21 protein-coding genes are annotated in these 24,485 nt (G+C 46.5%); 16 read left to right on the top strand and 5 right to left on the bottom strand.

Going from position 1 to position 24,485, the window contains the following annotated elements; all coding sequences use genetic code 11:
* Positions 1-3: 3 nt before the first annotated feature.
* Positions 4-417 carry a Dabb family protein gene (locus PBAL39_RS08750; protein ID WP_008240472.1) on the bottom strand — a complete coding sequence of 138 codons (414 nt, stop codon included), beginning with the start codon at positions 415-417 and terminating at the stop codon, positions 4-6.
* Between the two features lie 23 nt (positions 418-440).
* Positions 441-2,369 (bottom strand): 1-deoxy-D-xylulose-5-phosphate synthase, encoded by a 1,929-nt coding sequence (gene dxs, locus PBAL39_RS08745; RefSeq protein WP_008240471.1) that lies wholly within the window; start codon positions 2,367-2,369, stop codon positions 441-443.
* 93 nt (positions 2,370-2,462) lie between these two features.
* Between dxs and glyA the strand changes: the two genes are divergently transcribed.
* Both glyA and PBAL39_RS24590 read left to right on the top strand, forming a co-directional pair.
* Complete coding sequence (gene glyA / locus PBAL39_RS08740) at positions 2,463-3,734, top strand: serine hydroxymethyltransferase (RefSeq protein ID WP_008240470.1); 1,272 nt, start codon at positions 2,463-2,465, stop codon at positions 3,732-3,734.
* Between the two features lie 17 nt (positions 3,735-3,751).
* The gene (locus PBAL39_RS24590; protein ID WP_050784333.1) at positions 3,752-6,517 is read left to right on the top strand and encodes a PAS domain-containing hybrid sensor histidine kinase/response regulator; all 2,766 of its coding nucleotides are present in this window, start codon (positions 3,752-3,754) and stop codon (positions 6,515-6,517) included.
* Between the two features lie 374 nt (positions 6,518-6,891).
* On the opposite strand, the gene PBAL39_RS08730 is transcribed toward PBAL39_RS24590, so the two are convergent.
* From PBAL39_RS08730 to rluF, 3 genes are all read right to left on the bottom strand, one after another.
* Positions 6,892-7,590 carry a ComF family protein gene (locus PBAL39_RS08730; protein WP_008240467.1) on the bottom strand — a complete coding sequence of 233 codons (699 nt, stop codon included), beginning with the start codon at positions 7,588-7,590 and terminating at the stop codon, positions 6,892-6,894.
* 47 nt (positions 7,591-7,637) lie between these two features.
* On the bottom strand, positions 7,638-8,687 hold the full coding sequence (gene rlmN, locus PBAL39_RS08725) for a 23S rRNA (adenine(2503)-C(2))-methyltransferase RlmN (RefSeq protein WP_008240465.1): 1,050 nt from the start codon (positions 8,685-8,687) through the stop codon (positions 7,638-7,640).
* Between the two features lie 86 nt (positions 8,688-8,773).
* Positions 8,774-9,763, bottom strand: coding sequence for a 23S rRNA pseudouridine(2604) synthase RluF (gene rluF, locus PBAL39_RS08720; protein ID WP_008240463.1), 990 nt, complete (start codon positions 9,761-9,763; stop codon positions 8,774-8,776).
* A gap of 188 nt (positions 9,764-9,951) precedes the next feature.
* Between rluF and PBAL39_RS08715 the strand changes: the two genes are divergently transcribed.
* From PBAL39_RS08715 to ruvA, 14 genes are all read left to right on the top strand, one after another.
* Positions 9,952-11,130 carry an amidohydrolase family protein gene (locus PBAL39_RS08715; RefSeq protein WP_008240461.1) on the top strand — a complete coding sequence of 393 codons (1,179 nt, stop codon included), beginning with the start codon at positions 9,952-9,954 and terminating at the stop codon, positions 11,128-11,130.
* Positions 11,131-11,134: 4 nt separating this feature from the next.
* Positions 11,135-12,079 carry a nitronate monooxygenase family protein gene (locus PBAL39_RS08710; RefSeq protein WP_008240459.1) on the top strand — a complete coding sequence of 315 codons (945 nt, stop codon included), beginning with the start codon at positions 11,135-11,137 and terminating at the stop codon, positions 12,077-12,079.
* Positions 12,080-12,100: 21 nt separating this feature from the next.
* On the top strand, positions 12,101-12,373 hold the full coding sequence (locus tag PBAL39_RS08705) for an acylphosphatase (protein WP_008240457.1): 273 nt from the start codon (positions 12,101-12,103) through the stop codon (positions 12,371-12,373).
* Positions 12,374-12,376: 3 nt separating this feature from the next.
* Positions 12,377-13,876, top strand: coding sequence for an oligosaccharide flippase family protein (locus PBAL39_RS08700; RefSeq protein ID WP_083801723.1), 1,500 nt, complete (start codon positions 12,377-12,379; stop codon positions 13,874-13,876).
* 29 nt (positions 13,877-13,905) lie between these two features.
* A complete protein-coding gene (gene dut / locus PBAL39_RS08695; RefSeq protein ID WP_008240454.1) occupies positions 13,906-14,337 on the top strand; it encodes a dUTP diphosphatase in 432 nt (143 codons plus the stop codon).
* 3 nt (positions 14,338-14,340) lie between these two features.
* Entirely contained in the window at positions 14,341-16,029 is a 1,689-nt protein-coding gene (locus PBAL39_RS08690; RefSeq protein ID WP_008240453.1) for a tetratricopeptide repeat protein, read from the top strand.
* 13 nt (positions 16,030-16,042) lie between these two features.
* Positions 16,043-16,798 carry a DUF4292 domain-containing protein gene (locus tag PBAL39_RS08685; protein WP_232282918.1) on the top strand — a complete coding sequence of 252 codons (756 nt, stop codon included), beginning with the start codon at positions 16,043-16,045 and terminating at the stop codon, positions 16,796-16,798.
* A gap of 20 nt (positions 16,799-16,818) precedes the next feature.
* Positions 16,819-18,123, top strand: a complete 1,305-nt coding sequence (locus PBAL39_RS08680) for a murein hydrolase activator EnvC (RefSeq protein ID WP_008240431.1) — start codon at positions 16,819-16,821, stop codon at positions 18,121-18,123.
* A 55-nt stretch (positions 18,124-18,178) separates the two neighbouring features.
* Entirely contained in the window at positions 18,179-18,583 is a 405-nt protein-coding gene (locus PBAL39_RS25695) for a twin-arginine translocase TatA/TatE family subunit (RefSeq protein WP_232282917.1), read from the top strand.
* Positions 18,584-18,593: 10 nt separating this feature from the next.
* Positions 18,594-18,797, top strand: coding sequence for a twin-arginine translocase TatA/TatE family subunit (locus PBAL39_RS08670; protein WP_008240429.1), 204 nt, complete (start codon positions 18,594-18,596; stop codon positions 18,795-18,797).
* Positions 18,798-18,838: 41 nt separating this feature from the next.
* Entirely contained in the window at positions 18,839-20,257 is a 1,419-nt protein-coding gene (gene gatA, locus PBAL39_RS08665) for an Asp-tRNA(Asn)/Glu-tRNA(Gln) amidotransferase subunit GatA (protein ID WP_008240428.1), read from the top strand.
* A gap of 23 nt (positions 20,258-20,280) precedes the next feature.
* Positions 20,281-21,510, top strand: a complete 1,230-nt coding sequence (locus PBAL39_RS08660; protein WP_008240427.1) for a lytic transglycosylase domain-containing protein — start codon at positions 20,281-20,283, stop codon at positions 21,508-21,510.
* A gap of 83 nt (positions 21,511-21,593) precedes the next feature.
* A complete protein-coding gene (locus PBAL39_RS08655; RefSeq protein ID WP_008240426.1) occupies positions 21,594-23,897 on the top strand; it encodes an NADP-dependent malic enzyme in 2,304 nt (767 codons plus the stop codon).
* A gap of 3 nt (positions 23,898-23,900) precedes the next feature.
* On the top strand, positions 23,901-24,485 hold the full coding sequence (ruvA, locus tag PBAL39_RS08650) for a Holliday junction branch migration protein RuvA (RefSeq protein ID WP_008240424.1): 585 nt from the start codon (positions 23,901-23,903) through the stop codon (positions 24,483-24,485).

Raw genomic sequence — 24,485 nt, 5'->3', positions numbered from 1 at the left:
TTTCTATACGTCTTCTGAGTCGTAAATCTGTACACGTTCCCAAAGTGCGGAGTATTTTTTGACGAACTCAAGGTGTGTGGGGTGCGTCTGGTAAGCTTCCTGGTCCTTTTGGTTGTTGAAGATCAGTAACAGGGACAAGGCATACGAACGGTCGATGACCGGTCGTTCTGTTTTTGCAGGAAGACCAATGTGGATCTGTTGGATCAGCTTGATGGAGGCCAGGGTTCTGAGTCCTTCGGTTAGCTTGGTTTTATCGGCTTCATTTCCTGGGCTTTTCAACCAGAAATATACCTGATGTACATATTTTTTTTCTCCGGGGTTGATCATGGCTAAAGCATCAAGAGGGTTCACCAATACAGCTGAGCCTATTACGGCTCCCGCCAGGGCAATAAAATCTCGTCTTTTCGTTTTTAACATGGTATATTTAGGTGTATATCTTGTTATGAGGCAATGGTTTTCGTTGTTCTGCTTACTGCATGTTTACGCACGGCATTGATAATGGCATTGGTGTCATAGCCGCATAAGGCCCATAGTTCATGCTGTTCGCCATGTTCTATGAAGTCGTCAGGGATGCCCAGACGAATCACTTTGGCCTGATATTGATGGTCTGCCATAAACTCAATGATGGCACTACCTACGCCGCCCTGCAGACAGCCATCCTCTACCGTAATGATGGTCTGATATCTTTTAAACACGTCGTGCAGCAATGCATGATCAAGGGGTTTTACGAAACGCAGATCGTAATGTGCAGGATGAATCCCTTCACTATTCAGCTCCTTACAGGCTTCCACAGCAAAGTTTCCGACGTGGCCAATAGTAAGAATGGCTACATCTTCTCCATCGGATATTTTTCGTCCCTTGCCGATTTCCAGGGTATGGAAAGGTCGTTTCCAGTCCGTAAGGACACCGTTACCACGCGGATAACGAATCGAGAAGGGTCCTTTGTTTTCCTGCTGGGCAGTATACATCAGGTTTCGGAGTTCTTCTTCGTTCATTGGCGCAGCAACCGTCATGTTTGGGATGGAACGCATATAAGCCATGTCATAAGCCCCATGATGGGTAGCGCCATCGGCACCGGCCAGACCGGCCCTGTCCAGGCAGAACACCACATTCAGGTTTTGTATGGCCACATCGTGGATCACCTGATCATAGGCACGTTGCATAAAGCTGGAGTAAATGTTGCAGAAGGGTACCAGTCCCTGCGTGGCGAGGCCTGCAGAGAAAGTAACTGCATGCTGCTCTGCGATGCCTACGTCGAAAGCACGGTTGGGCATGGCCTTCATCATGATGTTCATGGATGAGCCGGAAGGCATTGCAGGGGTGATGCCGACGATCTTGTCGTTGTTTTCGGCCAGTTCCACAAGGGTATGTCCGAAGACATCCTGGTATTTCGGGGGCTGCGGTTTGTCTGATACAGACTTTTTAATTTCACCGGTAATTTTATCAAACAGACCTGGAGCATGCCATTTGGTCTGGTCTTTTTCTGCGAGCGCAAAACCTTTTCCCTTGACTGTTACACAGTGCAGCAGCTTGGGTCCCGGAATGTCTTTAAGGTCTTTTATGACCTGCGTGAGCCGTTGCACATCATGGCCGTCTACCGGTCCGAAATACCGGAAGTTCAGTGCTTCAAACAGGTTGCTTTGTTTCAGCAAGGTGCCTTTAATGCTTTTTTCCATTTTCTTGACGAACTTATGGGCATTAGGCCCAAGTTCAGAAAGCTTAATGAGCGCATTCGAGATGTCGTCGCGGAAACGGTTGTATGATTTTGAAGTGGTGATGCTGGTTAAGTATTCTTTCAGGGCACCTACATTTGGATCGATGGACATACAGTTGTCGTTCAGGATGACCAGTAGGTTTGAATTTTCAATGCCTGCATGGTTGAGCCCCTCAAATGCAAGTCCGGCAGTCATCGCACCATCCCCGATTACAGCGACGTGCTGACGGTCAGTTTCTCCCTTATAGTGAGAAGCTACGGCCATTCCCAGAGCTGCGGAAATAGAGGTGGAAGAGTGTCCAACACCAAAGGTATCATATTCGCTTTCACTGATCTTCGGAAAGCCACTGATGCCATTAAGAATGCGGTTGGTATGAAATACTGATTTTCTGCCTGTCAGAATTTTGTGTCCATAAGCCTGATGTCCAACATCCCAAACCAGTTTGTCGTAGGGTGTATTGAGTGCATAATGGAGGGCAACAGTGAGTTCCACTACACCAAGACTTGCGCCAAAGTGCCCGCCATTGGTGCTAACTACATCAATGATGTATTGTCTTAACTCCTGGCAGATTTGTTCGAGGTCTTCTTCTTTATACTGCTTTAAATCAGCAGGATAGTTTATGTTCGGTAATAATGGACGGGTAAAGTCTTCCATGCAGTATTTTGTAGAATAGAAGTACAAAGTAAGGTATTTTGTTGTTAAACTAAGAAGGAAAATCATTAATTTTACAAATTAATACTTCAATAAATGACAAGAGATACACTAATTTTTGATTTAATCGACAGGGAATTGGACCGTCAGGAAAACGGCCTCGAACTGATCGCTTCTGAAAACTTTGTGAGCAAGCAGGTGATGGAAGCGGCAGGGACTTGTTTAACTAATAAATATGCCGAAGGCCTTCCGGGCAAACGGTATTATGGCGGTTGCCAGGTTGTCGATGAGATCGAAACCATTGCCATTGAGCGCGCGAAACAACTTTTCGGTGCGGAATGGGTAAACGTACAACCGCATTCGGGAGCACAGGCAAATGCAGCAGTGATGCTGGCGGTGATCCAGCCGGGTGATAAAATCCTTGGTTTTGATCTTTCTCATGGAGGACATTTGACACATGGCTCTCCGGTGAATTTTTCTGGAAAATTGTATCATCCGTTATTTTACGGAGTTAAAAAAGAAGATGGACTGATTGACTATGCAAAGCTGGAAGAACTGGCATTGGCAGAACGTCCTAAGCTGATCATCTGTGGTGCTTCGGCTTATTCCAGGGAATGGGATTATGCATTTATCCGCAGCGTGGCTGATAAAATTGGTGCCCTGGTACTGGCTGATATTTCGCATCCTGCAGGAATGATTGCCCGTGGTTTACTTGCTAACCCGCTACCGCATTGCCATATCGTGACGACAACTACGCATAAGACCCTTAGAGGTCCTCGTGGTGGTATGATCATGATGGGTAAGGATTTCGAAAATCCTTTCGGTCTGAAAACGCCTAAAGGCGAGACTAGAATGATGTCGTCAGTGTTGGATATGGCGGTATTCCCAGGTACACAGGGTGGTCCTTTGGAGCACATCATTGCTGCGAAGGCGATTGCTTTCGGAGAAGCCCTGAGTGATGGGTACCTGGAGTACATCAAGCAGGTGAAAAGCAATGCTCAGGCAATGGCGAAAGCCTTCGTGGCCAAAGGTTATGGCATCATTTCGGGAGGTACTGATAACCATTTGATGCTGATTGATTTGCGTAATAAAAATATAACTGGTAAAGTAGCGGAGAATGCGCTTGAAAAAGCCGATATTACCGTGAATAAGAACATGGTTCCATTTGACGACAAGTCTCCATTTGTGACTTCAGGTATCCGTGTAGGTACTGCGGCGGTTACTACCAGAGGTCTTAAGGAGAAAGAAATGGAAATTATTGTTGATCTGATTGATCAGGTCATTACGAATGCAGAGGATGAGAACAATTTAAAGGAGGTAAAGAAAAAAGTAATCGACCTGGTAAGTCAATTTCCGCTATATAAATAAAGGGAACTTTACCTAAAATGATACTAGAAAGCCAAAATTCGTCAACAAATGAGAATGAACGTTTAAGGGCGTTGCGTGAGTATAATATTTTAGATACGCCATCGGAGCATGAATTCGATAATATTACCAAACTCACTACATTAATCTGCAACACTCCGGTAGCGGTAATTGCATTTGTTGACGAAGAAAGGCTATGGATCAAGTCTGCCATCGGCATTAAGCTGGACGAGATGCCCAGGGCAATGTCTTTTGCCGAGCATACCATTCAGGATACTGACTTCTTTGAAGTGCATGACATCCTTCAGGATGCCCGGTTCAGCGGTCACCTGGTACTGAAACAGGATCCCGTGATGCGTTATTATGGCGGAGCGCCGTTGGTTGATGAGGATGGTTTTGTCCTGGGTACCGTTTGCGTATTTGATACCGAGCCTAGGTACATGGGCATCGCACAGAAAGAGGGGCTGAAGATCCTCGCCAAAGAGATCATTACACACATATCTTTAAGAAAGAAAGCTCATGAGCTGGAGGTCAGGAACCACCGGTTTGAGGACTTGCTGAACATCTCCAAGGTCTCTCCGGAGATGCATTGTATCCTGGACGACCGGGGGGTGCTGCTGTTTGCCAACAATGCCATCCAACACGTACTGGAATATAATCCGGAGGAAGCTGTGGGGCAAAGTGCATGGGGGTACTGCTGGAAGGAGGATCTTGAGCGCGTGTCTCAGACGATCTCCTCCGGGTTAAGCAAGGGTGTCAAGGATTTTAAGATCGATTTCAGGGTGGTCACCAAAAGTGGTAACATGCGCTGGCTGAGCTGGAGCATGGTGTGTAAAAACCGGCGATGGTATGCTTATGGCCGAGACATCACCGAAAATAAACGTGTGGAGAACGAGCTGATGAAGCTTTCCTTAGTGGCCAGCAAGGTCAATAACGGAGTGGTGATCAACGATGCCAATAACCATGTGACCTGGGTAAACGATGCTTTTGAAAAAATTACCGGCTTTACACTGGAGGACCTGAAGGGCCGTAGGCTTGGCGACCTGATTACAGGGCCAGAAACCAAACTGGAGCTGATTGATAAAGCCAGGGCATTGACGCAAAAAAAACAGTCTTTTACGGTAGACCTGCTGGCTTACCGTAAAGATAAACAACCCATCTGGCTGTCGATCTACAACACCGTTATCTTTAATGATGAGGGGATGGTCGACATTGAGGTGGAGATCATCATCGACATCACAGAAAAGAAAAAGGCAGAAGAAGAGTTGCAGCTACTCTCTCTGGTGGCCAGTAAAACTGATACCAGCGTCAATATCACCGACGGCGAAGGAAATACCACCTGGACAAATGCTTCGCTGGAGAAGCTGACGGGGTATTCCCTGAATGAATTGCAGGGTTTCAAACTGGGTGATGTACTTTCCAGGGAAGAAGGTCACATTGAGCTGATCGAGGAATCCAGGATTAGGGCCAGGAACAACGAATCCTATTCGATCGAAGTACAGGCAAGGACCAAACAAGGTGATCCGCTCTGGATCTCAGTATCTACCACGCCCATAGTAAATGAAAACGGCAGGGTGGAGCGCCAGATCGACTTGATTACAGATATCACACACCGGAAACAAGCAGAGAAGGAGCTGATTGAAGCAAAGGAGCATGCTTTACAACTGAGCGAGGCTAAAGAGATGTTCCTATCCGTGATGAGCCATGAGATCCGTACGCCGTTGAATACTGTAATCGGCGTTGCTCATCTGCTGCTCGACAATGATCCGCTGCCGGGTCAGATGGATGACCTAAATATGCTGAAGTTTTCGGCTGAAAACCTGCTGAACATCATCAACGACATTCTGGATCTGACCAAGATGGAAACAGGACATCTGCAGTTGGAGACCATTCCATTTAATATACAGTCGCTCACCCGCGATATTGTCAGCTCATTGCACATCAATGTCAGCTCGAAGGGCAATATTCTGGAACTAGACTTTGACGACCGCATTCCTAAATTCATTAAGGGCGATAAGATCAGGCTTTATCAGGTGCTGATGAACCTGCTCGGTAATGCCATTAAATTTACTGATCAGGGTAATATCCTGTTGATCATCAGGCTTCTGGAAGAAAATGACGAGCAGGTCATCCTTTACTTCGAGGTAAAGGACAGTGGTATTGGTATTCCCAAGGAAAAACTTTCTTTGATCTTCGATCCCTTTATGCAGGCAACAACAGATACCTCGCGTCACTATGGAGGTACAGGCCTTGGGCTGACCATAACGCAGAAGATGCTGCAGCTTCTTGGTGCAGAGATCAGTGTACAGAGCAGCGTGGGGGTAGGGACTTCTTTCTCCTTTTCTATCTGTTTTGAGAAAGCCGTTGATGTAGTGCCTGAGGTGAAGAGCATTGGTCAGATGACGTTGTTTACAGGGAAACGTGTTCTGATTGTCGACGATAATGAAATCAACATCCTTATTGCACAGCGGATCCTTGGTAAATGGGGACTGGAGCTGGACTTTGCGCTGAATGGGCAAGATGCAATTGATAAGGTGATGAAAGCATGTTACGACCTCATCTTTATGGATATCCGCATGCCTGGCATTGATGGCTTTGAAACCACCAGCATCATCAGAGAGCTGGAAGGAAACTACTTTAAAGATGTGCCCATCATTGCACTTACTGCCTCTGCATTGCATGATGAACATGCTGCCTACAAGGCTTCCGGGATGAACGGACATATCCTGAAACCATTTAAGCCTGAGGAGATCAGCAGTGTACTTTCTGCGCATCTGGACAATTGATCAATTGGCAAAATTCTGCATTCTTTTTGCAGCTTTTGCATTTATTACTTAAATTTTTATTTACTGATTGAAGTTAAAGCTTAGCCTGATTGAGGTTCTGGCCTGTTCTGAAGTTTATGCTGGCGGATGCTGGTTGAAGTTCAGTTGATGGTCGTAAGTCATATGACCTAAGAATAATCCGGGAGCTGCCAGGTGTTTTAAGCCTAAGGAAGCCGTAAAAGCTCATTTTTCTCTTAAAAGATAAAGGGCCGAAGTTTCATGGGAATGAAACTGTCGACCCTTAAATTAACGCTCTCACCACAAAGGAAGGCAAAAGATCTGAAACTGCAAAATTTATTTGCAAATAAATTTATTATTGCAAATAAATCTTAACATCAGTCGGCAAAAGCGAGAGCGAAGATGCTGAGTTTGCGGATCCCACAGCGGTGTAGTTCCAGTGCGCAGGCTTCAATAGTTGCACCTGTAGTGATTACATCGTCCACCAGAAGAATATGTTTGTCCTTGAGCGCTGTTTCGTCGCAGACCGCAAAGACCGATTTCATATTTTCATAGCGTTGGTACCTGTTCTTGCGGGTCTGACTGGAGGTTGCCGAATGACGGATCAGGTGGTTTGTATTTAAAGGGGCCTGAAGGTACGCGGCAATTCCCTGTGCGATACATTCGCTCTGGTTGTAACCGCGTGTCCGGAGTCTCTTCCAATGAAGCGGGACTGGAATGATCAGATCTATATCCTGATATTGGGAAGAAGCGGCAAGTTTCTCGGCGGCCATACTACCCAGCATGGCCCCAAGCACTGTCTGATGATGGTATTTGATCTGATGCATGATCTGCTGCACTCTTCCACCTTTCCTGAAATGAAGAAAAGCCATGGCATTGGGTGAAGGAATGCGGCCCCAGAGCTGCCGGTTTACCTTGTTGTCGATGAACAGGTGGTGGTCGGTATAAGGAAGGCTGTAGCGGCATCGGCTGCAAAGCAGGTGTTCTCCAGCATACAGTTCTGTATTACAAGCAAGGCAAATGTTTGGAAACAGCAGCCTAACAAGTGCTGTGATCCATCGGCGGATAAAGGACATCTGCTAATCTATATCCTACTCAGCGGTTTTTGGTTAAAACAGCAGCACTAATTTTGCTCTTTCACCGCAAGCTGCCCGCAGGCCGCATCGATATCCTTTCCGCGGCTGCGTCGGATATTGGTGTTTACACCCTGACTTTTCAGGTAATTCGAGAAGGCATCGATCTTATCTCCCTGAGCGTTGATGAAATCGGCGAACTGTATGGGATTATATTCAATAAGATTGACCTTGCATGGTACATGCTTGCAGAATTTAGCCAGTTCCATGGCATCTTCAATCTCATCGTTGAAGTCATTGAATACGATGTATTCGTAGGTGATCGGGTTTTTTGTTTTGGAGAAGTAGTATTTCAGTGCTTCTTCCAGTGCTTTGAGTGAGTTGTGCTCGTTGATGGGCATGATCTCATTTCTCTTTTTATCATTTGCCGCATGCAGGGATAAGGCCAAGTTGAACTTGGCGCCATCGTCACCCAGCTTTTTGATCATCTTGGAGATGCCTGCGGTAGATACTGTAATGCGTTTATAAGACATGTTGAGGCCATCCGGAGCAGTAATGCGTTCGATAGACTTCATGACGTTGGCATAATTGAGTAGCGGCTCTCCCATGCCCATGTAAACGATATTGGTTAAGGGGGCATTGTAATTTTTCTTTGCCTGCTGGTCGATGAGTACCACCTGATCGTAGATCTCATCGGCATTGAGGTTTCTTTTGCGGTCCATGTAGCCTGTAGCGCAAAACTTGCAGGTGAGACTGCAACCCACCTGGGAGCTGACACAGGCAGTCATCCTGTCGTCCATAGGGATAAGTACCCCTTCAACGATGTTGCCATCATAAAGACGGAACGCATTCTTTATCGTGTGGTCATTGCTGAACTGTGAGTTATTTACTTCTACTACATTGATGGCATAATGTTCGTCGAGTTTCTTTCTAAGGTCTTTGGAAAGGTTACTCATTTCATCAAAAGTCCGTGCTGATTTCTCCCATAACCATTGGTAAACCTGTTTGGCTCTGTAAGAAGGTTCCTGCATGGACTTAAAATGTTCCTGAAGTTGCGGGAGCTCCAGTGAACGAATATCTGTTTTCTTTGTAGTAAGCATTTGCTGCAAAGGTACCTAAAAAAAAATAAGCCGGACAATTTTGATTTGTCCGGCGATAAATGATGATGCAGAAATGATATGGTGAATTACTTCTTTTTCTTTCCGGGTACTCCAGGTTTCCCTTTAGATGGTTTTACCGGGCGACGGCTCGGGCCATTGCTTTTATTCCAATCCGGCGCTGCTGAAGCCGATGCACCACGCGACGCAGGGCCGCTTTTTCTTTCCGGTCGCGCCTTGCCTGCAGCAGATGGTTTAGCACCTGCAGGCCTGCTATTTTTTTTACGGGCAACAGGTTTTTCTGTCAGCTCCTGCTCCGGTTTTTTTGCTGATTTCTTTGGTGCCGAAGCAGCTTCCAGGGAGCTGGATTTGGCCACCATGTTGTAGATGTCCGTCTGCTCTTCTGCTGTAAGCTCCCTCCATTCTCCAAGGGGGATTCCTTTCAGTCCGATATTCATGATGCGGGTCCTTTCCAGTTTAGTGACCTCAAAGCCGAAATGTTCGCACATTCTTCTGATTTGTCTGTTCAGTCCCTGGATCAGGGTGATCTTAAAAACGAAAGGACTTTCTTTGGTGACTTTACATTTTTTTGTCATGATGCCCAGGATGGGAACACCTTTGGACATATTGGTGATGAACTGCTCCGTCAGCGGTTTGTTGACGGTCACCAGGTATTCTTTTTCGTGGTTGTTGCCTGCACGAAGGATCTTGTTGACAAGATCGCCATTGTTGGTCAGGAAGATCAGCCCCTGAGAATCTTTGTCCAGTCGGCCGATAGGGAAAACCCTTTCGCTGTGGTTGACATGGTCGACAATATTTCCTTTAACACCAGCTTCGGTAGTGCTGGTGATGCCTACTGGTTTGTTATATGCGATGAGCACAGAATGTTCTACTTCCTTAGGTTCTATCGTCTGGCCGTTGACCATCACAAGGTCGCCAAAAAACACTTTGTCGCCTACTTTGGCTTTTTTGCCGTTGATATATACATTCCCTTGCTCAATGTACCTGTCGGCCGCTCTTCTGGAGCATAAGCCACTTTCACTAATGTATTTATTTAATCGGGTAGTAGGATCAGACATGGTTGGGTATTAATTGATTTCTTTTTACAAAGAAATCAATTAATACCCACATATGCTATGAAAATATTTTAATGATCTGTATATGTGATTCTTGTCGTCTCTTTTGTGGGGTGCTTCTTCATCGCTCTACTGTAATTGTTATCCTACGTCTGCTGTGTTTTAGAAGAAATAACCTTTTCTTTGTACTCATGATTTCCTATATTTCTGCATCATACATTTATACCCTTACAGGCGATCCACTGAAAGATGGTGTCATTGGGGTAGATTCAGATGGTTTCATCGAAGAGGTGATGACTGCAGGGGAGGCTAAAGCAAAAAATATTGCGGTGCTGACCCACTATAAAGGACTGATGGTTCCGGGGTTCATCAACACCCATTGCCACCTGGAGCTGTCACACCTGAAAGGAAAAATTAGTAAACATACCGGATTACAGGGTTTTGTACAGCAGGTGATGCAGCAGCGGCAGGCTGATGGAGGAATGATCTCAGCAGCGATGCATGCTGGAGATCAGGAGATGCTGGAGAACGGGATTGTGGCGGTGGGAGATATCTCCAATCAGCTGGTCTCGAAAGGAGTGAAATCTGACAGTAAGTTATACTATCATACCTTTGTAGAAGCCATGGGTTTTAATCCTGACAGGGCTGCCGACATTATCCGGGCGGCAGTAAAACTTAAGGACGACTTTGCGCCGCTAAGGGCCAGCGTGGTGCCGCATGCTCCATATTCTGTTTCGGAAACTCTTTTTAAGGAACTGCTGGCGGAAGCAGAACAGGCAGGTGGATTACTGAGCATCCACAACCAGGAAACACCGGATGAGAACCTGTTTTTTCAAAAGAAAGAAGGAAGCTTTCTGAAGTTATACGAGTTCCTGGGACTGAACATAGATTTCTTTGAGGCCGCAGGAAAAAGCTCGTTGCTGACCTACCTGAGCAGGCTTTCGCCTTCTTTAAACACGCTGTTGGTACACAATACTTTCAGTGATGAAGAAGACCTCGACTTCGCTGCCGACAACCATCCGCATTTGTACTGGTGTTTGTGCCCGAATGCGAATCTTTATATAGAGAATACGCTGCCCGATGTAGCCATGTTCATCCGCAAGGGGCTGAAGATGACGCTGGGCACCGACAGTTTGGGTAGTAATGACCAGCTGAGCATTGCTGCGGAAATGTTTACCCTGCAGGAACACAAAACGGTACCATTTGAGCTATTGCTGCAATGGGCGACAATAAACGGGGCTGAATTTTTAGGAATTGAGGATCGTTTTGGTAGTTTAGCACCCGGAAAAAGACCTGGGATCAACATCCTTGAGTTTTCTGGTGATGGACCTTCCCTCCGCATTACCGGTAGTGTAGAAAAAATATATTGATCATATGAACAGGATTACCTCGTTATTCGACATTCAGTACCCGATTATACAGGCCGGCATGGTCTGGTGCAGCGGCTGGAAGCTGGCTTCAGCAGTATCCAATGCAGGCGGACTGGGGATTATTGGTGCCGGATCTATGTATCCTGATGTGCTGAGGCAGCACATCAGGCAGTGTCGTGAAGCTACATCCAGACCTTTTGCCGTGAATGTTCCCCTGCTTTATCCCAATGTGGAGGAAATCATGAACATCCTGGTGGAAGAGCAGGTAGGCATTGTTTTTACATCCGCAGGAAATCCCGCTACCTGGACTTCATTTCTGAAAGAAAAGGGAATCATTGTGGTGCATGTCATTGCCAATACCAAATTTGCGCTGAAGGCGGAAAGCTGTGGTGTTGATGCCGTGGTGGCTGAAGGCTTTGAGGCCGGTGGACATAACGGGCGTGAGGAGACCACAACAATGTGTCTGATCCCGATGATCACCGCACAGCTGCAAATTCCCGTGATTGCTGCAGGCGGCATCGGCAGCGGGCGGGCAATGCTGGCGGCGATAGCCCTGGGGGCCGATGCGGTGCAGGTAGGTTCCGCCTTTGCTGTTGCTGAAGAATCCTCGGCACATGTCAACTTCAAAAGGCGTATTGTTGATGCTGTGGAAGGAGATACCAAGCTGCGAATGAAAAAGCTGGTTCCTGTACGTCTGTTGAACAACCCTTTCGATGATGCGGTAGCACAGGCAGAAGCCGAGGGGGCGAACACCGAGCGCATGGTTCAGCTATTGGGGCGGGCACGCGCGAAATCGGGAATGTTTGAAGGAGATATGGAAGAGGGAGAACTCGAGATCGGCCAGGTATCAGCGATGTTGAGCGACATAAAACCGGCGGCGGTCATACTAAAAGAGATTTGGGAAGAGTTTATGGTCAGCAGGGACAGGATTGCCCGTCTCGAATTTTAAGGTCATACTAGAAAGATATTCATGAAACATATTAATATTAGAATTACCGGAAAGGTGCAGGGCGTATCTTTCAGGGCCACGACAAAAGCAATTGCCGATCAGATGAGTGTTCGTGGCATTGTCCGCAATGAAAAAGACGGTACCCTTTACCTGGAAGCAGAAGGCGACGAGGCCTCGCTGGAAGTCTTTGAGGAATGGTGCCATGAGGGGCCCGACCGTGCAAAGATCGAGACTGTAGAGGTTACTCCGGGGGAGATGAAAAACTATCGTAATTTTGAAATCATCAAAAGATAAGGCGTGTCAGCGATTAAAAGATTTCTTGGCCAGACGGCAATATACGGGCTGAGCACGGTAATATCCAGGCTGTTCAATTTTATATTGACGCCATTGTTTACTAAAGTGTACCCCTCTTCTGTGTTTGGGATCTTTACCACCCTATATGCTTATTCATCGCTGATCAATACCATCCTGGCCTTTGGTATGGAAACGACGTTTTTCCGTTACCTGAATAAACATGAAGATAAGAAAGCAGAAGTATATAACAACTCTTTCCTTTGTATCGCCTTTCTTTCCATCCTGTTTCTCATAACAGGACTGGTGTTTACGGACGCGATTGCGGCTTACCTCTCCGGGGATGGGGCACAGCTGGCTGACTATCGGAATTATGTGCGCTTTTTCGTATGGCTGCTGTTCATTGATGCGATCTGCGTGATCCCGTTTGCGAAGCTGAGGGCCGACAATAAGGCGATGCGCTACAGCATCATCAAGTTTATGAATATCGGTACTTTTGTGGGTTTTAACCTGTTTTTTATCTTCGTGGTTCCGGTCATCATCAGGCAGCAATGGCCATTTGCCGATTGGTTTGCAGGCTGGTACCGTGGCCCTTGGGTGGGTTATGCATTTATTGCCAATCTGCTGGCCAGTATCTTTACGTTTTTGCTGCTGATCCCGGAGCTGATGAAGATCCGCCTGAAGTTTGACGCTGAGTTGTTCCGTAAGATGTTTGGTTACTCCTGGCCGGTATTAGTGGCAAACCTTTCATTTATTGTCAATGAGAACCTCGATAAGATTGCCCTGAGCAGATTGCTGCCGGACGGTATTGCGGAACACGAGGTTGGTATTTATGGTGCCGTTTGTAAGATCGCCATTTTCATGAGTATCTTCATTACTGCTTTCAGGATGGGGGCAGAGCCCTTCTTTTTTAGTCATGCGAAGCACGAAAATGCCAGGAAGACCTATGCCATGATCCTGCATTATTTTGTGATTGCACTGGCCTTGCTTTTTGTAGCGCTGGTGGCCAATATTGATCTGCTGAAGTACTTTATCAGTCGCGATAAAGCACATATTGGAGAGTATTGGGTAGGGTTACCGGCAGTTCCTTACCTGTTGTTTGGTTATGTCTGTCTGGGGATCTACAGCAACCTGTCGATCTGGTACCGTTTATCCGACCAGACAAAATTCGGGCTGTACATCTCAGTGACAGGAGCGGTGATTACCATTGTGCTAAACTTTGTGCTCATTCCGAAATACAGCTATATGGGCTCCGCGTGGGTATCGATGTTTACTTACTTTGTGATGATGGTGATCTCCTATGTGCTGGGTCAGAAGTATTATCCTATTCCTTATCACCTGAAAAGGATCGTCGCTTACCTACTGGTATCGGTAGTGCTGGTCGTGCTGTCGTTCTGGGTTTTTAACAGAAATATTTATATTGGAAATGCATTGGTCCTGGCTTTTATGGGAGGGATCATTTACTTTGAGAAAGATCAGCTGAGAAACATCTTGACAAGAAAATAAAATCATCATTTAATAATAAAGTTTAATATATGAAAATTAACATCATCAACCGTTCAGGACACCCACTGCCACAATACGAAACTGCCCATGCTGCGGGTATGGACATGCGTGCTTTTGTAGACGCCGAGGTGGTCATTAAGCCCCTGCAACGGGTGTTGGTCCCTACGGGACTGCATATTGAGCTGCCTGTAGGTTTCGAGGCACAGATTCGCCCGCGTAGCGGACTGGCTTACAAACATGGCATCAGTATTGTGAATTCTCCGGGTACGATTGATGCAGATTACCGTGGGGAGATCAAGGTGCTGCTGGTGAATCTTTCTGATACTGACTTTGTGGTCAATAATGGCGACCGTATTGCACAGATGGTGATTGCGAAACATGAAACCATCTCCTGGGAACTTGCTGACGAATTGAGCGATACTGCCCGTGGTGCTGGTGGTTATGGCCATACAGGAAAATAAAAAATGAAAAAAGAGCTGTTGTTACTGGTATTGCTGCTGTCCGGAATGTTTTCATTCGGGCAGTCGAACACTGCTGTGGACAGTAATGCCGTCAAGGGGCTCTTTTTTGCCGGCCTCAGAGAGAAGCTAAACGAAAACTATGCGCGGGCAGCTGAGAACTTCAATAAAATCCTCTCCATAGATCCTGACAATGCCGCGGTGCACTATGAAATTGCAGTGCTGAGCTATAGACAAAACAAACTGACGGAGGCGGAGTTTTCCATTAGAAAGGCGCTGGGAATTGATAAAGAGAACATCTGGTACTGGAAGATGCTCGCCGAGTTGTACAAGCGCAAGGGAGACATGCCAGGCTTGGTGAAGGTCTTTGATGAAATGATCCGGTTGTCGCCGGAGAACGACGCCTACTATTTTGACAAGTGCAACGCTCAGCTGCTGATGGGTGATACTGCTTCGGCGATGAAAGGTTACGAGCTCATTCTTCAGAAGTTTGGCCCCTCGGCGGAGCTTGATGAGGCGCGGCAGCGTGTAGCGTCGGGTAATGGAGCTGAAACTTCCATTCAGCAGATTGACCAGATCATCTCGGGAACGGTAAGTGATCTTAAAGGCGCCCTGAATAAAAGCGAGCTATTGATGGAAAAGGGCGATCATGCTGCCGCACTGTTGTTACTGAAGAAGACTGAGGAGGCCTATCCTGAGAGTTACGAGGTAGAACTGGCACTTGCCGATCACTACAAGGCATTAAAAAATAGCGATGAGGCCGCTGTGGCACTTCGCAAAGCTTTTTCCAATGCGCAGATGCCCGTGGAGCAGAAGGTGAAAATTATGATGATGGTGGCTGCTGACCAGCGCAATCCTGCACACCTTAGCGATGCCATGGCGATGGGGCAGGTGTTGCTGGATACCCATCCCGAAGATCCAAAAGTAAGGGAATGGTATGGCGACCTGCTGCTGCAGTCGGGAAAAACAGAGGCTGCACTGAAGCAATATCAGGAGGCATTGAAGCTTGCAGAGGATCAGTATGGCGTCTGGCAGAAGCTGTTGAATGTGCAGACAAATGCGGGAAAGTACCAGGAGGCCATTCAGACAGGAGATGCCGCATTGGCCATTTTTCCGAACCAGGCCATTCTGTATTACTATTATGCATTCGCACTTCACCGGGAGGATAGAAATGCGGAGGCAAAGGCCAACATTAAACAAGCTTTAAGTCTAGATGGCGAAAATCCTGAAATGCAGGCCCTGGTCCTGGCACTGCAGGGTGAGATTGCCATTGATGAGCAACAGTTTCAAAAGGCCAATCAGTCCTTTGATCAGGCCCTGCAGCTGGCACCAACAAATTACATGATCATTAATAACTATGCCTATTACCTGGCTTTAAGAAATCAGCAGCTGTCAAAGGCCTCTGCATTGATTGCCAGGGCCGCCGCGGCATTGCCCAACAATGCCTCTATCGCAGATACGTATGCGCTGGTGCTTTTCAGGCAACAGAAATATGCAGAGGCCAGGATATGGATTGAAAAGGCGCTGCAAAACAATACCGAAGAAAACAGCGTTTACCTTGAACATTATGGAGACATTCTTTTTCTTGGAGGTGAAGAGGAGCAGGGGTTGCAGCAGTGGAAGAAGTCACAGTTGGCAGGAAATGATGATGAAAAATTAAGCCGGAAGATCAATGAAAATAAATATATCAAATAGTTTTTTAGGCCTCATGCTGATGCTAGCTGTGGCGTCTTGTAAGACGAGAAAGCAAACGGTAAAGGTACCGGTGAATGCCGACAGCACTGCAACGATGGTGAATAAGAAATCTGAAAACCTCGAGTTACTGAAATCTAAGGATGTTGGTTTCAATACCTTGTCATTGAAGGGGAAGGCACGCCTGGAGTTCAACGGGAAAGAAGACAATGCGAGCATCAACCTGAGGATGAAAAAAGATGAAGTCATCTGGCTTAGCATTACCGGGTTTGCAGGTATTGAGGGTGCACGTGTCCGGATTACTCCTGACAGCATTCAGGTATTGAACCGCCTGCAGGGCGTTTATCTGAATAAGCCATTCAGTTACATTTATAACTATGGTAGCCGTCAATTGAATTTCAAGACGCTGCAATCCATTTTACTGGGAAATACCATCAGCGATTTTATGTCTGCGGGTTCAGACCTGGAATTGGAGGCCGGGAATTGGGTGCTGAGTGGAAAACGTGGTGATCTGGGTTATCGGCTGTTGTTCAATACTTTGTTGAAAACGGAGGTCAACAACCTGAGCGACCTTAAATCCGGGCAGGCACTAAAAGTGACGTACGGTGATTATCAGCAGATCGATGCTACTCTATATCCCACAACTGTAGCGATCAGCACCATGTCCGGTACAAAGAAAGTGGCGATAGATCTTGATTTTTCTAAAATTGAACGCAATCTTCCGCTGGATTTTCCGTTTAATGTTCCAAAGAAGTATGAAGTATTAAACTGATTTTTTATACTTTTGGGCCAATGAAGTTCAACAAATTACTTTTACTCCTTTTACTTTTACTGTCTACCTCTGTTGCCTTCGGGCAGAGCAGCGCCCAGCTGAAACGGAAAAAAGAAGCCATACAACGGGAAATTGAACTTTTGCAACGCAACCTGTCCAAGGCGGCGAAAAATAAGAGCTGGACGCAGCGTCAGATCAATACGTTGAATTCCAAGATCCAGTTGATGCAAGACAAGATTACGGTCATCAACTCGGAAATCAAAACACTTGACAGCCAGATTCATGAAAATACAAACGTGGTGGTTGGCCTCAAGGGGCAGCTGGCGCAGCTTAAAAAAGAATATGCGGCGATGATCCGTTTTGCACAACGCAACAGGAATGCGTATGACAAGATGATGTTCATCTTCGCGGCCAGCGATTTTAATCAGGCCTACAAGCGCATCAAATACCTGCAGCAATTCGGGCAGTACCGCAAAAAGCAAGCGGATTACATCCAGGGGACCCAGAAAGACCTCAATTACAAGATTGTCATTCTCGACAAAAACCTGAAGGAGAAAAGCTCCCTGTTACATGAGCAGGAAAACGAACGCCAGAAGCTGGACGTCAATAAGGACGAGCGCTCAAAGGTGCTTCAGAAATACAGCAAGCAGGAAAAAAAATATAAGCAGGACATTGTTGCCCGTAAGAAGCAACAGGCGCAGATTGACAGGAGTATACGAGCCGCAATTGCCCGTGAGATTGCTTTGGCAAAAAAGAGAGCGGAAGAAGCTGAGCGTGCAGCAGCAAGGGCTGCGGCGGCAAAGCGGGCGGCAGCCATTGCGAAAGCAAAGGCAGAGAATAAACCGGTGCCGGCAGCTGTTGCGGAAGCCCCCAAATCAGAGGCCAGCAAAAATCCACTGACGGCAACACCGGAGAGTGCAAAACTCTCTGCTGCTTTTGAAAGCAACCGCGGATCTTTGCCATGGCCGGTGGCTGTGGGCACCACTACAGAAACCTTTGGTCGCCATAAACAAGGACAGGCAAGTTACGACAATGCAGGAATTACCATTCAGACTGGTGAAGGTGCATCCGTTAGGGCGGTATTCAATGGGACAGTGACTAAGGTGGGTAATGCCTTGGGCAGGTACTATGTATTGATCAAACACGGACAATTTTTTACCGTATATCAGAACCTGAGTTCGGTAAGTGTAGGCCAGGGAGATGCTGTTTCTACCAAACAGTCTATTGGCGTGGTGGCCTCTTCCGGAGGGGTACCGGAGTTGCAGTTCCAGATTTACAGGGGCACAGCAGCACAGAATCCGGCAGGATGGTTATCGGCGAAATAGAGGATTGCGATAGAAATGCTTATATTTGTATTATTGAACAAAAACAATTAGAGAGATGTACACAGGAACATTGTTAGAATTCTTGAATATGGGTGGAGGGGAGATTATGCTCATCCTTGCGGTTGTACTTTTGTTATTTGGAGGTAAAAAATTACCTGAACTGGCAAGGGGGTTGGGAAAGGGAATCCGTGAATTTAAGGATGCTTCCGAAGGTGTAAAACGTGAGATCCATAGAAATATTAATTCCGTAGGTATTGTTGACGACATTGAATCGGTGATCAATGATACCAAAAGCAGCACCAGTACTAATCATTATGAACCAGGAAAAGCTGAAGCTGCGGACCACCAACCTGCAGATGATGCGGGAGCTCAAGGTGGAATAAATTTAGAGAAGAGGGATTACGCTGCCAATAGCAATGAGTCTAATTCCAGAATAGAAACAGATAAAACACAACTTTAACCAAAGTATCATGTTAAACACAACCATATTGGCCGCTTTAGGTGGCATGGAAATCGCAGTCATTCTTGTGATTGTATTATTACTTTTCGGAGGCAGAAAGATTCCTGAGCTTATGAAAGGTCTTGGAAAAGGCATTAAAGAATTTAAAGATGGAAAAGACGGGATTGAAGACAGAGATTCTGCTGAACCTAACCGTACCAACAAACCTTTATAGGTTTTTTTGATCCATTCTTAAATTTAACTATTCTTGAAATTTTGAAAAAGTATAACTCCTTATCAGAGATACAAAGCCTTATTGCTCAAAAAAAAGTACGATTAACAGAGCTATTAGATCACTATTTTAAGCAAATAGAAACTCATCAACACCTCAATGCTTTCAATGAGGTGTTTTTTTATTCTGCCAGGGCACAGGCAGAGGCTGTTCAGGAAAAGCTGGACCAGGGTACCGCCGGTAAGCTGGCGGGAATGGTCATCGGCATTAAAGACAACATCTGTTATCAGGGGCATGAGGTTACCGCTTCATCAAAGATGCTGGAGGGATTTGTATCCCCTTATTCCGCGACGGTGGTGGAGCGTCTGCTTGCTGAAGATGCAATCATCATTGGCCGTTTGAACTGTGATGAATTCGCCATGGGCGGCTCAAATGAAACTTCCTACTACGGTCCTGTGAAAAATGCGGCAAACCCTGCGCTGGTTGCAGGAGGCTCCTCCGGTGGTTCGGCCGTTGCTGTTCAGGCCGATATGTGTCTTTCCGCGTTAGGTACCGATACTGGTGGTTCTGTGAGACAGCCGGCAGCCTTTTGCGGCGCGATTGGGATGAAGCCTACTTACGGGCGCATCTCCCGCTATGGTGTAATCGCCTATGCTTCTTCATTTGATCAGGTGGGTACCATTACTTCTTCCGTATCTGATGCTGCTACTTTGCTCGAGGTGCTTGCAGGCGCTGATGAAGCTGACAGCACGGTTTCGCGTCTGCCGGTTCCCGAATATAACCTTGGACTTCAATTGTCATCACCGAAAAAAATTGCGGTACTGAAAGAAACGCTGGAGAGTGAGGCTTTGGATCCTGAAATCAAAAAAGCCATACTTGCTGCTGTGGAACGTTTCAAGTCACAGGGACATACCGTAGAATATGTATCTTTCGACTTGCTGGATTACCTGGTGCCTGCCTACTACGTGCTGACTACCGCGGAAGCATCCTCTAATTTATCAAGGTATGACGGTGTGCATTACGGGCACCGCAATCTGGAAGCAAAACAGCTGAACGACCTATACAAAATGTCGAGGACCGAGGGTTTTGGTGAAGAGGTCAAACGCAGGATTCTGCTGGGTACTTTTGTGCTGAGTGCAGGATATTATGATGCCTACTATCAGAAAGCGCAGCAAGTAAGGCGTCTTATCCGCGAGAAGATGGAGGCCATGCTGATGGATTACGATGTTGTCCTTAGCCCTGTAACCCCTACACCTCCGTTCAAAATAGGCGAAAATATTGAAGATCCCCTGGTGATGTATATGGCTGATATCTTTACAGTGCTGGCCTCTCTGACCGGAATTCCTGCAATCGCTATACCGCTGGGCAATAATTCCGCCGGATTGCCGTTAAGTCTACAGCTTATGGCCAAACATTTCGGGGAACAGGAATTATTTTCCCTTTCCCATACATTTTTAAACTAGCCCCGTGTCACCAAACATTGCCTATGAAAATAAATGTACTTGTCACCACATGTATCCTTGCAATTTCAGGCATCACTGCCAATGCACAAAGTCTTCAGATTAACGATACGACAGCAGTACCGGTACTGTTAGAAACACCAACCTTCAGCAATTACAACTTTCAATATAAGGAACGTCTGGACTCCATTCAGAAGATGGTTCCGCTCAGTTATAACGAGCACGTACAGAAATACATTGATATTTACAGCGGTCGGAAGGATATGATGGGCAAGATGCTTGGCCTGTCCCGTTATTATTTTCCTATTTTCGAGAAGTCGCTGAAAGAATATAACATCCCTGCGGAGATCAAATACCTGCCTATTATTGAGTCGTCTATGAATCCACATGCGGTATCCAGGGTGGGGGCGACAGGGTTGTGGCAGTTTATGTTTGCGACTGCCAAAGACTATGGTCTCAATATGGATAACTTTGTAGACGAAAGAAAAGACCCCGTACAGGCGAGTTACGCCGCTGCGGCTTATTTCCGTGATGCTTATGAAGAGCTGGGCGACTGGCTACTGGCAATCGCCGCCTACAACTGCGGAATGGGAAATGTAAAAAAAGCAATCGCAAAGGCTGACTCCAGGGACTTCTGGGAAATCCGACCCTTCCTTCCTATGGAAACACGGAACTATGTGCCTGCATTTATTGCGGCCGTCTATGTCATGAATTACTCTGGAAAGCACGATATCCAGCTGCAGCAATGTTCGTTTTCAAGAACTTCTGACACCATTCATGTAAATCGTTTTATTGCTCTCCCTGATCTGGCAGCAGCCTTGAATATGGACGAGGCCACTCTATGTTCCATGAACCCTTCCTACAAAAAGAAGATTGTAAATGGTACAGAGCTGTTACCTAAACGGATCATCATCCCAAAGGTGAGCATGGAAATGTATGCGCAGATTTATGAAGTGCTGAACAACAGCAATGACCTCCCCGAGCTGGATACCAAAGTGGTGCTGGCCTCCAACGACGAAAGACGGAGGAACACCAAAAAGCTGGCAGTAAAGAAAAGTGCTGCTGTGCCGGCTTATACCTACCATAAGGTTGCCCCTGGGCAGAACCTTGGTGCCATAGCCTTGAAGTATCATGTGGAAGTGCAGGACTTAAAAGTCTGGAACAACCTTAAGGGATCAACCATCGTGCCCGGACAAAAGCTGAAGGTTTACAACCAGCAGGAGAGCAAAGCCCATAAAGCACCACTGAAAGGATAATTTCTGTAACTTTTCCGTACTTATTTTTATTTCGGGGCTGATTAAAAGATCGTAACTTTGGCCTTTTATAAATGAACTGATTTATGAGCAAGATTAACAGGAAGCAGGATGCTTTAGACTACCACTCGCAGGGTCGACCAGGTAAAATACAAGTTGTACCGACAAAACCGACAAACTCGCAGAGAGATCTGGCACTTGCCTACTCACCAGGTGTAGCAGAACCATGTCTGCAGATCGCCGAAAATACTGAAGATGTTTACAAGTATACTGCTAAAGGGAACCTTGTAGCGGTAATCAGTAATGGTACTGCCGTACTTGGTCTTGGTGATATAGGTCCTGAGGCGGGTAAACCTGTGATGGAGGGTAAAGGATTACTGTTTAAAATATTTGCAGATATTGATGTGTTCGATCTTGAGCTGGACACCAAAAATGTAGATGATTTTGTTAAGATTGTTAAAGCCCTGGAGCCTACTTTTGGTGGCGTAAACCTGGAAGACATCAAGGCCCCGGAATGTTTCGAAATCGAACGTCGCCTGAAAGAGGAGATGAACATTCCCGTGATGCATGATGATCAGCATGGAACTGCCATCATTTCTGCAGCAGCTCTGCTGAATGCATGCGAACTGCAGAAGAAAAAGATGGATAAGATCAGGATCGTCGTGAATGGTGCCGGTGCGGCAGCCATCTCTTGCACGCGTCTGTATGTATCCCTGGGTGCAAAAAAAGAAAATATTGTGATGTGCGACCGCAGTGGTGTGATCCGCGACAACCGGGAAAACCTGGACGCCATCAAGGCTGAATTTGCGACCTCGAGAAACCTGAGCACACTTGCGGATGCGATGAAAGACTCAGACGTATTCATTGGTCTTTCTTCCGCTGATTGTGTGACCGTAGACATGCTCAAGTCAATGGCAAAAAATCCAATCGTTTTTGCCATGGCAAACCCAAATCCGGAGATTGCTTACGAGCTGGCTATCAGCTCCCGCAAGGACATCATTATGGCTACTGGCCGTTCTGACTATCCCAACCAGGTGAACAACGTGCTTGGATTCCCTTATATTTTCAGGGGTGCATTGGATGTGAGGGCAACCAGCATCAATGAGGAAATGAAAATTGCCGCCGTAAAGGCCATCGCTGAGCTGGCCAAAAAACCTGTTCCTGAAGCGGTAAACATGGCTTACAATGTCAACAACATTAAATTCGGTAAAGATTACATCATTCCTAAGCCCATCGACCTTCGTCTCATGACCAACGTTTCTTCTGCGGTAGCAAAAGCAGCGATTGAGTCAGGAGTAGCCCGTAAGGTCATCAACGACTGGGATGCGTATAAAGAGGAGCTTACGCAACGCCTTGGAATGGACGATGCCATCATGCGTGCCATCACCAACAAAGCCAAGTCTGACCCTAAGAGAGTGGTTTTTGCGGAAGCCGATAATTACAAAATCCTGAAGGCCGCACAGATCGTCAAGGATGACCATATCGCGATCCCTGTTTTATTGGGCAACAAGGAAAAAATCCAGACGATTATTGAAGAAAACGGACTGGAGCTGGAGGGCGTAGAGATTATGGACCCCTTCCAGGAACCTCAACGCATGAAAAAATATGCAGAACATCTGTATAAAAAGCGTCAGAGAAAAGGGGTTACCCCAATTGAGGCTGCTAAGTTTCTGCGCGACAGGAACTACTTTGGTGCTTCAATGGTAGAATTCGGGGAGGCTGATGCCATGATCTCCGGATTGACAAAAGACTATCCATCGACGATCAAACCGGCACTGCAGGTGATCGGTACGGAAGAAGGTGTGAACAGGGTTGCTGGAATGTACATGATGATGACCAAAAAAGGACCTGTGTTCTTTGGCGACACCACCGTGAATGTCGATCCTACGGTGGAGCAGTTGGTAGACATCACCTTATTGCTGGAGCGTGCGGTACGTCAGTTTAACATCCAGCCCCGTATTGCCCTGCTTTCCTATTCGAACTTTGGTTCCAACCAGGGCGGCGTACCTGACAAGGTCAGGAAAGCCGTGAAAATCCTTCATGATCAGTATCCGGAAATCGTTGTCGACGGGGAGATGCAGGGGAATTTTGCAATTAACAACGAATTGCTGAAAGATAACTTTCCTTTTAGTAGTTTAGTAGACGCTCCGGCGAACACTTTAGTGTTCCCTAACCTGGAATCCGGCAATATTGCGTATAAATTATTGCAGGAACTTGGCGGCGCGGAAGCTGTGGGACCGATATTGCTAGGTTTGAAAAAGCCTGTTCATATTGTTCAGTTAGGAAGTTCGGTTCGTGAAATCGTAAATATGGTTACCTTAGCGGTACTCGACGTACAGTCGAAAGCTCAGGCTGCCGGTGACAAAACATTAAAAAGAGTAAAGAAGTAAATTATGTTTGAATATATTGATGGTAGGCTATCCTTTAAATGCCCCGCTTATATTGTTGTGGAGGCCGGAGGAATTGGTTACCATATTAATATATCCTTAAATACCTATAGCCTGCTTGGAGACATGGAGCGATGTAAAATATATACATGGCTCCATGTTAAGGAGGATGCGCACACCCTCTATGGGTTTGCCGAAGAAGGGGAACGCAGGCTGTTCCTGCACCTGATATCCGTTTCCGGCATTGGTGCGAATACGGCAAGGATGATGCTCTCGTCCATTACCCCGATAGAGATACAAACCGCCATTGTTAATGGTGACCTGCCCCTGATCCAGCGCATCAAAGGGATCGGCGCGAAATCTGCCCAGCGCCTGGTGCTGGAGCTGCAGGACAAACTGAAAAAAGAAGGCTCCGGATCGCTGATCGCGGCGCCATTAAACCATACTGTCAGAGAAGAAGCCTTATCGGCACTGATGATGCTCGGCTTTGCGAAGCAGCCTGCAGAAAAAGCCCTCGATAATGCGGTGAAAACCGGTGGTGTTGAACTCTCAGTAGAACAAATGATCAAAATAGCTTTGAAGAATTTATAA

This window comes from Pedobacter sp. BAL39 (assembly GCF_000170795.1).
In the GTDB taxonomy this organism is placed as follows: Bacteria; Bacteroidota; Bacteroidia; order Sphingobacteriales; family Sphingobacteriaceae; genus Pedobacter.
The sequence above is the reverse complement of the archived record's forward strand: the minus strand, read 5'-3'. Positions and strand labels throughout refer to the sequence as shown.